10 protein-coding genes are annotated in these 13,292 nt (G+C 62.1%); 1 reads left to right on the top strand and 9 read right to left on the bottom strand.

Translation table 11 applies throughout. From position 1 onward, the window contains the following. Nucleotides 1-123: 123 nt before the first annotated feature. From KFO72_RS38840 to KFO72_RS38800, 9 genes are all read right to left on the bottom strand, one after another. Nucleotides 124-1,278, bottom strand: coding sequence for a hybrid-cluster NAD(P)-dependent oxidoreductase (locus tag KFO72_RS38840; RefSeq protein ID WP_060606793.1), 1,155 nt, complete (start codon nucleotides 1,276-1,278; stop codon nucleotides 124-126). A 52-nt stretch (nucleotides 1,279-1,330) separates the two neighbouring features. After that, entirely contained in the window at nucleotides 1,331-2,611 is a 1,281-nt protein-coding gene (locus KFO72_RS38835) for an aromatic ring-hydroxylating oxygenase subunit alpha (RefSeq protein WP_060603164.1), read from the bottom strand. A gap of 41 nt (nucleotides 2,612-2,652) precedes the next feature. Continuing rightward, nucleotides 2,653-3,432: a drug:proton antiporter gene (locus KFO72_RS38830; protein WP_062916378.1), complete on the bottom strand. Its 780-nt coding sequence runs from the start codon at nucleotides 3,430-3,432 to the stop codon at nucleotides 2,653-2,655. Then, nucleotides 3,429-4,607 (bottom strand): electron transfer flavoprotein subunit alpha/FixB family protein, encoded by a 1,179-nt coding sequence (locus tag KFO72_RS38825; RefSeq protein WP_225034297.1) that lies wholly within the window; start codon nucleotides 4,605-4,607, stop codon nucleotides 3,429-3,431. Before KFO72_RS38825 ends, KFO72_RS38830 begins: the two co-directional genes overlap by 4 nt. A 3-nt stretch (nucleotides 4,608-4,610) precedes the next feature. After that, the gene (locus tag KFO72_RS38820) at nucleotides 4,611-6,530 is read right to left on the bottom strand and encodes a (Fe-S)-binding protein (protein WP_035989164.1); all 1,920 of its coding nucleotides are present in this window, start codon (nucleotides 6,528-6,530) and stop codon (nucleotides 4,611-4,613) included. A 2-nt stretch (nucleotides 6,531-6,532) separates the two neighbouring features. Further along, nucleotides 6,533-8,596, bottom strand: coding sequence for an NADH:flavin oxidoreductase (locus KFO72_RS38815; protein ID WP_225034296.1), 2,064 nt, complete (start codon nucleotides 8,594-8,596; stop codon nucleotides 6,533-6,535). A gap of 99 nt (nucleotides 8,597-8,695) precedes the next feature. After that, the gene (locus tag KFO72_RS38810; RefSeq protein ID WP_054934612.1) at nucleotides 8,696-9,241 is read right to left on the bottom strand and encodes a DUF5943 domain-containing protein; all 546 of its coding nucleotides are present in this window, start codon (nucleotides 9,239-9,241) and stop codon (nucleotides 8,696-8,698) included. 33 nt (nucleotides 9,242-9,274) lie between these two features. Next, a complete protein-coding gene (locus tag KFO72_RS38805; RefSeq protein ID WP_042314023.1) occupies nucleotides 9,275-10,246 on the bottom strand; it encodes a dipeptidase in 972 nt (323 codons plus the stop codon). A gap of 43 nt (nucleotides 10,247-10,289) precedes the next feature. Continuing rightward, on the bottom strand, nucleotides 10,290-11,564 hold the full coding sequence (locus tag KFO72_RS38800; RefSeq protein ID WP_054934611.1) for a serine hydroxymethyltransferase: 1,275 nt from the start codon (nucleotides 11,562-11,564) through the stop codon (nucleotides 10,290-10,292). A 513-nt stretch (nucleotides 11,565-12,077) separates the two neighbouring features. Between KFO72_RS38800 and KFO72_RS38795 the strand changes: the two genes are divergently transcribed. Beyond that, entirely contained in the window at nucleotides 12,078-13,097 is a 1,020-nt protein-coding gene (locus KFO72_RS38795; protein ID WP_054934610.1) for a GlxA family transcriptional regulator, read from the top strand. Nucleotides 13,098-13,292 lie beyond the last annotated feature (195 nt).

Below are 13,292 nucleotides of genomic sequence, written 5' to 3'. Positions count from 1 at the left end.
TTTGCGGCGGCAAAGAAAAGTAGGTGCCGCCCCGCACAGGGGCGACGCCTGAAGCCAGATAACGCATCGCGGATGCCAGCAAAAACCCAAACAAACCAACCAGCCGTCGCAGACAAAAAAAACTCACTTATCAACCACGAGATCACTCAAAGGCTTACTACAGCACAACAACACCATCCCCTGATCAATTTCCCTCTGCCGAATCCCACCGTTATGCTTCATCTCCACCTGCCCTGAAACAAGCTTCACCTTGCAGGTGCCACACATCCCTTGAGTACACGAAGCAGCCAACCGCACCCCGGCCTGGCGGGCCGCATCCAGCACATGTTGCGACGAGCCACACTCAATCGACCGGTTGCTACGCGAAAAGCTCACCGAGAACATCTGCGCGCCATTTGAAGCACCGTTGGCCTTCTCTTCGGCCTCCAACACCTCAGCCGCAACTTCAGGCTCATTCTCAATCAGCGTCTCGAAAGAAAAACTCTCTTCGTGATACTGCTTGCGATCAAACCCAGCCTCATCGAGCAGATTGCGCACAGCCTGCATATAAGGCGCTGGACCGCAAGTAAAGATCTCCCGCTCCATAAAATCCGGCGCAATCAGCTTCAGCAGCGGCAGCGTCAAAAATCCAGTCACCCCGGGCCAGTTAGTCCGATTCCCAACCCGCTCACACACAAACGAAGTCCTGAAATTAACCTGATTAGAAGCAATCAGATCGAGCTCCCGCGAGAAAATAATATCGTCCGGCGTGCGAGCGCTATGCACGAACACAATATCGCGATCCTCGCTCAACTCATGATGCGCGCGACTCATCGACATCAACGGTGTGATCCCAGACCCAGCCGACAAAAACAGATACTTCCGCGCCGGATGCCGCGCACACGTAAACTCACCCGCAGGCCCCAGCACCCGAACGCGCGCACCCGCCTGCAGGTTGTCGTGCAGCCAGTTCGACACCTTGCCGCCAGGCACACGCTTCACCGTGATCGAAATCGTATGCGGCCGCGTGGGCGACGACGAAATCGTGTAGCAACGGTTGATCGTCTCGCCGTCGATCTCCAGTTCCAGTGTGATGAACTGCCCCGGCTCGAACACGAACGCACGGCCTTCCGGCGAACGGAAGAAAAAACTCTTCACGTCGTGCGTTTCCTGACGAACCTGGCAGCAGACCAGCGTTTCCTCGACATCGCTCGTCCAGCGCGCCGGCAACGCACTCCAGAATTCGGGCTTCGTCACGCGGCTTTCGACGGGTCCGAAGGTTGCTGCATCGCGCATCATTGCTTGCTCCATTTGCCGCCAGGCATCCGGTTGGTTTTATCTGCAGCCGGCCTTAAACGGCCTTGATGTTGATCGTGCGTTGCTCCGCCACCGGGCTCTCGACATGCGCAGCAAGCCGCTGCACATACCAGTCGCTGAATTTCTCGACCAGCCCTTCTGTGTACGGCGAATACGGACCCGGCTCGTAAGCGCTGCTCGACGCGCCACGCTGCGAAAATTCGACGAGCGCACGGTCCTGGTCGTTGGTCGCGTTCCACACGGCCGTGAGATTGGCCACGTCGTAATCGACGCCTTCCACCGCGTCCTTGTGTACGAGCCACTTCGTGCGCACCAGCGTTTCGCCCGCCGACAGCGGAATCACCGAGAACGTCACGATGTGATCGCTCATGAAGTGATGCCAGGAATTCGGCTGCGTCCAGAACGACAGCCCGCCCAGGTCGGCCTGCTGAAATTCGCCGAGCAACTTCTTCGAGGCGACCTTCGCGTCGAGCGTCTGCGATTCGCCGCTGCGATCGAGCGGCAGACGTTGCGTGCGAAAACCCGTCACGTCCGACAGTCGATCGATTTCGACGGAAGGCAGATCCATCTCTTCCCATTGCTTCGCGCGCTCGATGCAGGTGCGCTCGAATGCATCCATCCCTTCCGCATTCGCGGGCGAGCGCTGATAGCCGAAGCCGTACTCATAGAGCGAAATGGTCAGCTCGGGATGATTCGCGACGCAGTGGTAGCACTCGCGGTTGTTTTCCATCGTGAGCTTCCAGTTGCCTTTCTCGATGATGTCGATCTGCGCAGCAATCTTGCAGTTCGGCAGATCGTGCGGCAGCAAATACGGCTCCATCGCGGCGCGCATCACGGCGAAATCGACGGGCGGCTGTTCCGCGAGGCACACGAAAATCAGACCGGCCAGGTTCTCGACATGCACGCTCTTCAGGCTGTGCTTGCAACGGTCGAACTTCTCGCCCATGTGCTCGGCGAACATCAGCTCGCCCGACAGGTTGTACGTCCAGCTGTGATACGGACACACGATATTGCCGACTGAACCCTTGTCCTCATTGCACAGGCGCGCGCCGCGGTGGCGGCACACATTGTGGAATGCGCGGACTTGCATATCGTCGTCGCGCACGATCAGGATCGAATCGTTGCCCAGTTCGACGGTCACGTAATCGCCCGGCTCGGGAACGTCCGGCTCGACGGCGACCTGAATCCAGTGTTGACGGAAAATCGCATCCATATCGAGCGCGAAAATTTCGTCGCTCAGATAAAACGGTGCTTCGAGGCTGTAACCCTTCTTGCGCCGATCGACCAGCGCGCGAATGTCTGCCGATACTTTCATGTGTGCTCCGGGTTCCGAGGCCGTGTGGGTGCGGCGCAAAATCAGTATTCGATGAGTTGATGCTCGCGCAAATAATCGAGTATCACTTGTGCTTTTTCGACCGAAGTCCCTTCAATTACGACGCTGCCGCCCCGGCTTTCCGTGGTCGTCGCGGACAGCATGCGGGCATGGCCCGTGCGCTTCTCGGCGGCGGCCAGCCGGACGGGCTTGCGCGCGACGGGCGCGAGCGTCCATTGCGCCGCTTCCGCGTCTGCGCCTGCCTCCACGCGCTGCGGCGCGATCGTGCCGGCGCGCAGCCGCGCGTACGCATAGCGCGGCGTGACGGTGGCGAGCGGATGCACGGCGACGACGGCGGGCAACGCGACCTCGACGCGGCGGCGCACGCCCTTCGGCAAGAATTGCCGCACCGTCGCGCGGCCGCCCGCTATCGTCACGTCGACGGCCGTGCCAACGAGCGGGACCTGCAGTGCGTCTGCGAGCCGGTAAGGCAGCATGCCGCTGTCGAACGCGCCTTCGGCACAGGTACCCGTCAGCACGAGGTCGTAGCCTTTCAGCCGGGCCGCGAGCAGGCCGACGGCATCGCCGTTGTCCGCGCAGGTCAGCACTTCGACGCGCTCGGCGCCAAGCGCCAGATACTCTTCGAGTGCGGGATTACCCGGATCGCCCGCGTGCAGCACATCCAGTCGCGCGGCGTGCTGGTTCGACAGTTGACGGCCGATTTCGAGTGCAGCGGCATCGTTGCGGCTATAGCGCGCGACGCCGCTGACAGGATGCTTGCCGACCGAGACGAGCACCGCGATTTTTTCGAGCTTGCCGTTCATGCCGCGACTCCTTCGACGATCTGCTTCACAGCGGGCGCAGCGCCCGCGCCACGGCCCGAGCGCGCCTCGTCGATCGCGTCGATCAGCGACGCGATGGTCGACTGCGTATCGCCGATGATCGTCAGGTTCGCGCGCTTGACGATGGGCGCGCTGCCGTCCAGATTCACCGCGATCACGTGGCGGCAATCCTTGATGCCCTGCAAGTGCTGCACCGCGCCCGAAATGCCGAACGCGATGTAGACACTCGCCTCGACGGTCTTGCCCGTCGCGCCGATCTGCTTGTCGCGCGTAAACATGCCGTTGTCGACAGCAACCCGGCTCGCGCCGATTGCCGCGCCGAACGTGCTCGCGAGCTTTTCGAACGCGGCCACATCCGTTACGCCGTTACCCGCCGACACAATGAAGTCCGCTTCTTCCAGCGCGACCTGCGCGGCGTCGATTTCCTCGATGCCGAGATCGCGGTAGACGCTGCTCGACGCGTCGCTCGTCTGCGCGAACGCCGTGAGTTCGAGCCGCTCGCCTGCGCCGATAAACGGCAGCCGCGTATCGACTGCGCCGGCCGCAAGCAGGATCACGTCGGGCAATGCGCGCGTCGCGTAGGCCTGCTTCGCCTGCGCATAGGACGAGACCTGCTTCGCGTCGATCTGCACCACATGCGTTGCGATGCTTGCGCCCGCGAGCGCCGCATAGCGCCGGCCGAGATCGCCGTCGCCCGTCGCGTTGTCGGGTATGAAAATGTGCGCAGGCGCGAGTTGCGCGACGCACGCCGCGACGGCTTGCACTTCGCGTTCCGGCGCAAACGTGCGGCGGTCGAACGACGGCAGCTCGATAACCCTGTCCGCGCCGAGCGCGGCGGCGTCATCTTTCAGTTCGCCGAGCACCAGCAGCGCGACCTGGGTCGCCGCATCCGCGATCAGCGCGGCAGCCGCCAGCGCCTGACGCGCGTGATCGTCGAGACCGCCACGGTCGCTGTGCGCGACGACGAGCAAACAGCGCTGCGGCGCTTGCGTCGTGCGCAACGTTTTGACAGCGGCATGGCCATGTGCCCCCGCATGCAGCGTGTGGTCATTCGCTGCACCCGCGACATGCTCCGCGCCGAGCGTGATGCGCTTCAGTCCGGCCGCCGTGATGACGAAAGGCCGGCGCGGGTCGATACGTTTGATAGTCGTAGTCATCGTTCACTCCAGCGCAGCCGCGACGAGTTCAGCCACATCGAGCACCTCGGGACGCGGACCGACCACGCCTTCGAGCATCGCCGTGCAGTTCGGGCAGCCTACCGCGACCACGTCCGCGCCGATCGAGCGCGCGTCAGCGATGCGGATATCGGGAATGCGCTGCTTGCCGGGGATATCCGTCAGCGGCGCACCGCCGCCACCGCCGCAGCAACGGCCGCGCTTGCCATGCCGCTCCATCTCGACGACCTTGATCCCGATCGTCTTCAGCAACTGGCGCGGCGCTTCCGTCTCGCCGTTGTAGCGGCCCAGATAGCAGGGATCGTGATACGTGATGGTCTTGTCGTTGAATGCGGCGATGGCCTTCGGCGACAGCTTGCCGCTCGCAACGAGTTCCGCGAGGAACGTCGTGTGATGCAGCACGTCGTAGCGCCCGCCAAGCGCGCGATATTCGTTGCGCAGGCTGTGCATGACGTGCGGATCGGCGGTGACGATGCGCTTGAAATCGAGCGTCGCGAGCGTGCCCATCATCTGCTTCGCCATGCGCTGGAACGTGGCTTCGTCGCCAAGTCGGCGCGCGACGTCGCCCGTATCCGTTTCCTCTGCGCCCAGCACTGCATAGTTGACGCCCGCCTTGTTCAGCACCTTGACGAGCGAGCGCAGCGTGCGCTGGTAGCGCATGTCGAACGCGCCTTCGCCGGCGACGAGCAGCACATCGACAGCCTTGCCCGGCTGCGCGACAGGCGAACTCAGATCGACCGACCAGTCGTAGCGCGCCGCCTTGTCGTAGCCGCCCATCGTGCCTGTTTCGCGCAGATTCGCGAGCACTTCGGGGCCCTTTCCCGGCACCGTGCCGTGCACGAGCGTCTGGTTGCGCCGCATGTCGACAATCGCGTCCACGTGTTCGATCAGCATCGGGCATTCGTGCACGCAGGCGCGGCACGTCGTGCACGACCAGACCGTATCGGCTTCGATCAGGCTCGAGATGATAGGACGCTGCGGCTCGCCGCCATGCTGGCCCACCTTGATGCCAGGCGTCGGGCTGCCCGCATACGCCGCATCCGTGCCGCCGACCATACCCGTCACGAGATCCTGAATCAGCTTCTTCGGATTGAGCGGCTGGCCGGCCGCAAACGCGGGACACGCCGCTTCGCACTTGCCGCACTGCACGCAGGCATCGAAGCTCAGCAGCTGGTTCCAGCGAAACTCGACGGGCTTGCCGACACCGTATTCGTTCTGTTCGAGCACAGGCGCTTTGAGCGCGGTGGGCGGAACGACCGCTTCGCGGCGCACGTCGCCTTGCGCCGCAAAACGCTCCTGACGCGGATGAAACGCGAGATGCAGGAGACCGGCCAACGCATGCTTCATCGGACCGCCGCGCGCCGCGCCGAACGTCATCGCGAACGCACCCGCTGCAATCAGCAGCGCGAAGATGATCGCGAGTCCACCCGACATCGCCGACGCCGGCAACAACGTGTACAGCAGCAGACCGAGCGCAAACGAGCCGAGCAGCCAGGGCAGCGTATTCCACGGACCACGCGACAGACGTGCGGGCACGTCCTTCGCGTGACGCCGGCGCCATACGAACACGGCGCCCACCAGCATGATCAGCGCGGCCAGAAAGATCAGCCGGTCGAGCCACGGCGAATAGATCGCGAGGCCGTAGTTGATGAAGACCAACGCGAAAGCTGCAATGGCGCCGCCCGCCGTCGCGACGTGCGTCTTCGCGATGTACGGATCACGCGCGACGACATGATGCAGATCGACGAAATAGCGCTTCGGAATGGTCAACAGGTTGGTCCAGCCGAATGCGCCGGCTGCCGTTGCCCGTCCGAGGCGCCAGTAAGCCGACCGTTTTGCGACCGCGAACGCAAGGCCGGCGACGGAAACCCACAACAATGCGGTGATGAGAAACGCCGGGCTCATCGTCAGAAGTCCTTGCAGAGGCGCAGCGCGTCGTAGATCGCGCCGTGGATGTTATGCATCGAGATGCAGTCGCCGACCCGGAACAGCAGGAAGCGGCCGTTGCCGAGTTCTTCCGAAAGCGACGGTTGCGGTTCCGCTGCGAAAAGCTTGTGCACGTCCACCTGCCCGCGATTCACCGACTCCGGCTTGAGCTTCCAGTACAGCGCGTCGTTCGGCGTGCTGCCGTTCTCGATGATGACCTGATCGACGGCGCGCTCTTCCTGCTCTTCCGTGTACTCGTTGCGGATCACGGCGATCTTCTTGCCGTCTTCCTCGTACACGCGGTCGAGCCAGTAGTTCGGCGTGTGGATCACGCCTTGCGCGTAGAGGCGCCGATAGAAAATCGGGAATGTCGTGCCGCCCACGTCGTCGGCCACTTTCACATCCGGCGTGACGATCTCGACCTTCGAGCCGCGGCTCGAAATGAAGTCGGCCACGCCCGCGCCTGCATGCGTGCTCACGCCGTCGTAGACGAGCACGTTCTGCTTCGGCTCGACCTTGCCGGACAGAATGTCCCACGAACTCACGGCGAGACCTTCTTCGACACCCCACGCGGGCACCTGCTGCGTGAAGCTCGAACCGCCCGTGGCGAGCACGATGATGTCCGGCTTCTCGGCGAGAATCATCTTCTCGTCGGCTTCGACGCCCAGACGCCGGTCGACGCCCAGACGCTTCGTTTCCATATCGAACCAGCGCACGATCCCCGCCATCTGCTCGCGCTGCGGCGCTTTTGCCGCCAGCATGATCTGACCGCCGACGGCATCGCTCTTCTCGAAGAGCACGACATCGTGACCGCGCGAACGCGCCACGCGCGCCGCTTCCAGTCCCGCCGGGCCCGCGCCCACCACCACCACCTTGCGGCGCGGCCCACGCGTTTTCTCAATGACATGCGGCATCGTCGCTTCGCGCGAAGTCGCTGCGTTCTGCACGCACAGCACATCGAGACCGTTGTACTGGCGGTCGATACAGTAGTTCGCGCCGACGCACTGCTTGATTTCGTCTTCGCGGCCATCGCGGATCTTGATGACCATGTGCGGATCGGCGATCTGCGCGCGCGTCATGCCGACGAGGTCGACCATGCCGTTCGCCAGCAGACGTTCCGCTTGCCCCGCATCGCGGATGCTTTGCGCGTGCATCACGGGCAGCTTGACGACCGACTTGATGCCCGCCGCGAGATGCACGAACGGCTCGGGCGGCAGCGCCATCGGCGGCATGCAGTTGGCGAGCGTGTTGTGCGTGTCCGCGCCGGAACCGATCACGCCGATGTAATCGATCAAGCCGCTTTCCGACATCGCTTGCGCGATTTCCTTCAGTTGCTCGTGATCGAGACCGTCTTCGTGGAACTCGTCGCCGCACATGCGCAGGCCGACGCAGAAGTCCTTGCCGACCGCGTCGCGCACCGCCTGCAACACTTCGACGCCGAAACGCAGACGGTTTTCGAGCGAGCCGCCCCATTCGTCGGTACGGAAGTTCGTGCGCGGGCTCCAGAACTGATCGATCAGATGCTGGTGCGCGGCCGAAATTTCGATGCCGTCCATGCCCGCGTCCTTCACGCGCTTCGCAGCCGCCGCGAAGTCGCTGATGATGCGGCGGATTTCCTCCACTTCGATGATCTTCGCGTTGCCGCGGTGCACGGGCTCGCGCACGCCGGAAGGCGTCATCAGATGCGGCCAGTGCTCGCCATGAAATGCGGAGCGGCGGCCCATGTGCGTCGCCTGAATCATGATCTTCGCGCCGTGGCGATGCATCGCTTCGGCAAGACGCGACAGCGGGTCGATGATCTTGTCGGTCGACAGATTGACCGACTTCCACCAGCCTTGCGGACTGTCGATCGACACCGGGCTCGACCCGCCGCACACGGCGAGGCCCACACCGCCCTTGGCCTTTTCCTCGTAATAGCGGATATAGCGGTCGCCGGGCAGGCCGCCCGGTTCGGCGTATACCTCGGCGTGCGCGGTGCTGACGATGCGGTTGCGCAACGTCAGCTGATTGAGCGTCAAGGGTTTGAACAGATTGGGGTAACGCATTGCGGGCGACCTCGGGCGGGTTCGATTCAGTCTCTTGTTTCAGTCACGCAGCCAGCGCATTGCCAATGCGCGCGCCGCTGCGTGCCTGTACTTCTGTTGTCAGGCTGCAAGCGGGGATACTTCAAATACGCAGTGATCGTGCTTGTGGTCAGAATGCTCGCCCGCGCACTGAGCTTCCTTCGACTGGCTGCGCGGTGCCTTCTTGCCGCCTTCCGTCGTGTCGTTGACCCAGTCCATCGCGCCCGCGAACCAGCCGGCGAACATGTAGCAGAGCTTGCCGCTCTTTTCTGGCTGCTGCAGCACGAACGACGAATAGCGCAGTTCGATCTTCGCGTGTGCCGTCGCCGGGTCGGCTTCGATGATCTTGAACAGACCCCAGCCACGTTGCGACAGGCGGTTCAGGTAATGCTCGAATACGGCCATGCCGCTGATGCCGTGCTGCTTCGCTTCCTTGTCGCACCAGTAGTACGCGGACTTGTAGCCGGCCTTGTAGAGAATCTCGGCATACGCTTCGACGCCGAGCGCTTCTTCGACGGCCGCGTGATTGTTCGTGAAGAAATGACGCGGCACATACAGCATCGGCAGCGCGTCGGTGGTCCAGACACCCGTGTTCGGATCGACGTCGATGGGCAGTTGCGGTTGCATTGCAGGTTTCCTTGTACTCTCGGGTTTCGCTTATCAGACGTTCCAGACTTCGCCGAACACGCGCAGCCAGTTCTCGCCCATCACTTTCTTGATGCGCGATTCGCTCCAGCCAGCCTTTTCCATTGCAGCCGTCAGGTTCGGGAATTCGCCGATCGTGCGGATGCCTTCCGGGTTCACCACCTTGCCGAAGTTCGTCAGACGGCGATAGCGGCCCTTGTCGTGCGTGATCCAGTCGAAGAACTCGGTCGAGTAGCCTTGCGTGAAGTCGGTGCCGATGCCCACCTTGTCTTCGCCGATCACATTGATCACATAGTCGATCGCTTCGAGGTAGTCCTCGACGGTCGCATCCGGGCCACGCTTGAGGAACGGTGCGAACATCGTCACGCCGACGAAGCCGTTCGCGTCGGCGATCTCTTTCAGTTGCTCGTCGCTCTTGTTGCGCGGATGCTCCTTGAGACCCGACGGGCAGCAGTGCGAATACGTGACGGGTTTCTTCGAGCAGGCGATTGCGTCGGAAGAAGTCTTTCCGCCCACATGCGACAGATCGACCATGATGCCGACGCGGTTCATTTCCTGAATCACTTCGCGCCCATAGCCCGACAGGCCGCCGTCCGGTTCATAGCAGCCGGTGCCGACGAGGTTCTGCGTGTTGTAGCAAAGCTGCACCACGTTCACGCCGAGTTCCTTGAACACTTCGATATAGCCGAGGTTATCCTCGAACGCATACGAGTTCTGGAAGCCGAAGATGATGCCCGTCTTGTTCTCTTTCTTGGCGCGCAGAATGTCGTCCGTCGTGCGCACGAGCGTGAGAATCTCGCTGTACTCGCGGATCTGCTGCTTCATTTCCGCGATATTGTCGATGGTCTTCTGGAAGTCTTCCCACACGGAGACCGTACAGTTGACCGCGGTGACGCCGCCCTTTCTCATGTCCTCGAACACCGAGCGGTCGAACTTCGAAATGTTCAGACCGTCGATAATGATGCTGCTGTCGTGCAGGTTGCTCATTGTTGACTCCGTAGCTGTGGGGCTTTCGTATGGATAGAGCGGTTCAGTAGATCGGGAAGCGTTCGCACAGCGCGAAGATCTCGCGGCGCACGCGTTGTTCCGTTGCCGCGTCGCCGTCGGGATGCGTGCGCAGCGCGTCGAATACTTCGAGAATCAGGCGGCCGATATCACGGAACTCAGCAACGCCGAAGCCGCGCGTCGTACCCGCCGGCGTACCGAGCCGAATGCCTGACGTGACCGTCGGCTTTTCCGTATCGAACGGAATGCCGTTCTTGTTGCACGTGATGCCCGCACGTTCGAGCGCCTGTTCGACCTGTGTGCCCTTCAAGCCCTTCGGGCGCAGATCGACGAGCAGCAGATGGTTGTCGGTGCCGCCCGTCACCAGGTCGACGCCGCCTTCCTTCAGCACTTCGCCGAGCGCCTGCGCGTTTGCCAGCACGTTGTCGATATAGGTCTTGAAGTTGTCTTCGAGTGCTTCGCCGAATGCGACGGCCTTGCCCGCGATCACATGCATCAGCGGGCCGCCTTGCAGACCGGGGAATACGGCCGAGTTGATCTTCTTCGCGATGTCTTCTTCGTTGGTCAGCACGAAGCCGCCGCGCGGACCGCGCAGTGTCTTGTGCGTGGTCGAGGTCACGACATGGGCGTGTTCGATCGGGTTCGGATGACGGCCTGCCGCGATGACGCCGGCGATGTGCGCCATGTCGACCATCAGCTTCGCGCCGACGCTATCGGCGATCGCACGGAAGCGCGCGAAATCCAGCACGCGCGGATAAGCGGAGAAGCCCGCGATGATCAGCGACGGCTTGTGCTCGTGCGCGAGCTTTTCGACCTGGTCGTAGTCGATGCGCAAGGTTTCGCGATCCACGCCGTACTGAACCGCATTGAACCACTTGCCGGACAGCGCCGGCTTCGCGCCGTGCGTCAGGTGCCCGCCTGCGTCGAGCGACATGCCGAGGATCGTGTCGCCCGGCTTGGCGAGCGCGAGCATCACGGCGCCGTTGGCTTGCGCGCCCGAGTGCGGCTGCACGTTCGCAAAATCTGCATTGAAGAGCTTCTTGATCCGTTCGATGGCGAGCGCTTCCACTTCATCGACGAATTCGCAGCCGCCGTAGTAGCGTTTGCCGGGATAGCCTTCCGCGTACTTGTTCGTCAGTACCGAGCCTTGTGCTTCGAGCACGGCGCGCGACACGATGTTTTCCGACGCGATCAGCTCGACCTGCGACTGCTGGCGTTCGAGTTCCTTGAGGACCGACTTGCGTACGGCTGCGTCGCGCTCGGCGAGGGACTGCGAGAAGAATGGGTTGGCGTTCGACATGGCTTCCGTTCAGTTGACCGTTGATAGCTGAAAAGCGAAAAGCGAGTGCGAGGCCAACTGTCCGATTCCGCGCTATCCCTTGACTGGACTGGCTTTGCACCACCTCCACCGACGACTCTATTCTTGTCTTTCGCCTGCCCGGTCAATTTACGATTTCAGACGCGTTCTTTGCCTTTTCCGCCATGCAAGTCCGTTTTGGACAAGTGACGGAATCGACCGGTCGTGCTTATCCGTGGTGTCAATGCAGCAGAGTGATGCGATTTTGCGATGGTGCGTTGCAGCGTCCGGCGGTTATCTGTTCGTGCACGGAGCACCGCATGGGAGCGCGTCAGGCTCGCGGACAGTGCCAACATTGCACAGCGCCGGTGCGATCGCGCGAATGCACTGCCGCAACGAGGTTATCCAGCCAGGGTTTAGCCGTATGGCATGCTTGTTGCGCTCACTCGCAGAATAAGAAAGGCCGTTTCCCCACTCGGCCGTAACAGAACATCGAGCTGAAGGAACGCCCGAACCATGTCGCCCGATCGAACCGCGTCGTTGTCGCACTTCGCGTTCATGCCGCTGCCCAACTTCACGATGATCGCGTTCACGAATGCGATCGAGGTGCTGCGCATGGCCAACTATCTCAGCGGGCAGACGCTCTACCGCTGGTCGATCATTAGCCCGGAAGGGGGCCCTGTCAGCGCCAGCAACGGTCTGTCCGTGGATACTGGCCCGGCCGATTGCGTGGGCACACCCGATATCGTGTTCGTATGCGGCGGCATTGACGTGCAGCGCGTGACCACGCCTGAGCATCAGTCGACGCTGCGGCGCTTCGCGCGCGCGGGCGTTGCGCTGGGCAGCCTGTGCACGGGCACGTATGCGCTCGCCAAGTCGGGATTACTGGCGGGTTATGCGTGCGCAATTCACTGGGAGAACATGTCGGCGCTCAAGGAAGAGTTTCCCGACACGCGGTTCCTGAAAGAGCTCTTCGTCATCGATCGCGATCGCGTGACGTGCACTGGCGGGGTTGCGCCGCTCGACATGATGCTCAACCTGATTGCCGCGCGCGTCGGCACGCCGCGTGTCACGCAGATTGCCGAGCAGTTCATCGTCGAGCATGTGCGCGATAACAGCGCGCAGCAACGGATGCCGCTGGTGGCGCGGCTCGGCTCTGCGAACAAGTCGTTGTTCGAAGTCATTGCTCTGATGGAGAACAATATTGAAGAGCCGCTATCGCGGGAAGAACTCGCGAGGCTTGCGAATATGTCGCAACGACAGTTGCAGCGATTGTTCCGTGAGCATCTTGGGATGACGCCTACTCATTACTATCTGACTTTGCGGTTAAGGCGCGCGCGGGAGCTTTTGTTGCAGACGGATATGTCGATCATGCATATCACGATGGCGTGCGGGTTTCAGTCGGCATGTCACTTTAGTAAGAGCTATCGGGATGCTTTCGGTACTGCTCCTACGCGGGAGCGGCGTAAGCAGGTCGCGCCGCTTGCGCATGCGGTGATTAGTAATTCTATTGGTGGGGTTAGTGTGCACGCGTGAGGGTTTTTGATTGTTGTTGCGCGGGGTGGTTGGGTTGGTTGGCTTTGCGTTGGCATCCTTGGATTGCCTTTGCGCTGGCATCCGCGATTTGTTGTCTTGCTTCACGCGTCGTCGCCGTTCGGTGTTATGGCCTTTTCGCCGGCATCCGCGATGCGTTAGCTCGCTTCAAGCGTCGCCCCTGTGCGGGGCGGCACC

Origin of the sequence: Paraburkholderia sp. XV (assembly GCF_020177535.1) — a bacterium.
In the GTDB taxonomy this organism is placed as follows: Bacteria; Pseudomonadota; Gammaproteobacteria; order Burkholderiales; family Burkholderiaceae; genus Paraburkholderia; species Paraburkholderia caribensis.
This window is presented reverse-complemented; position numbering and strand designations above follow the sequence as displayed.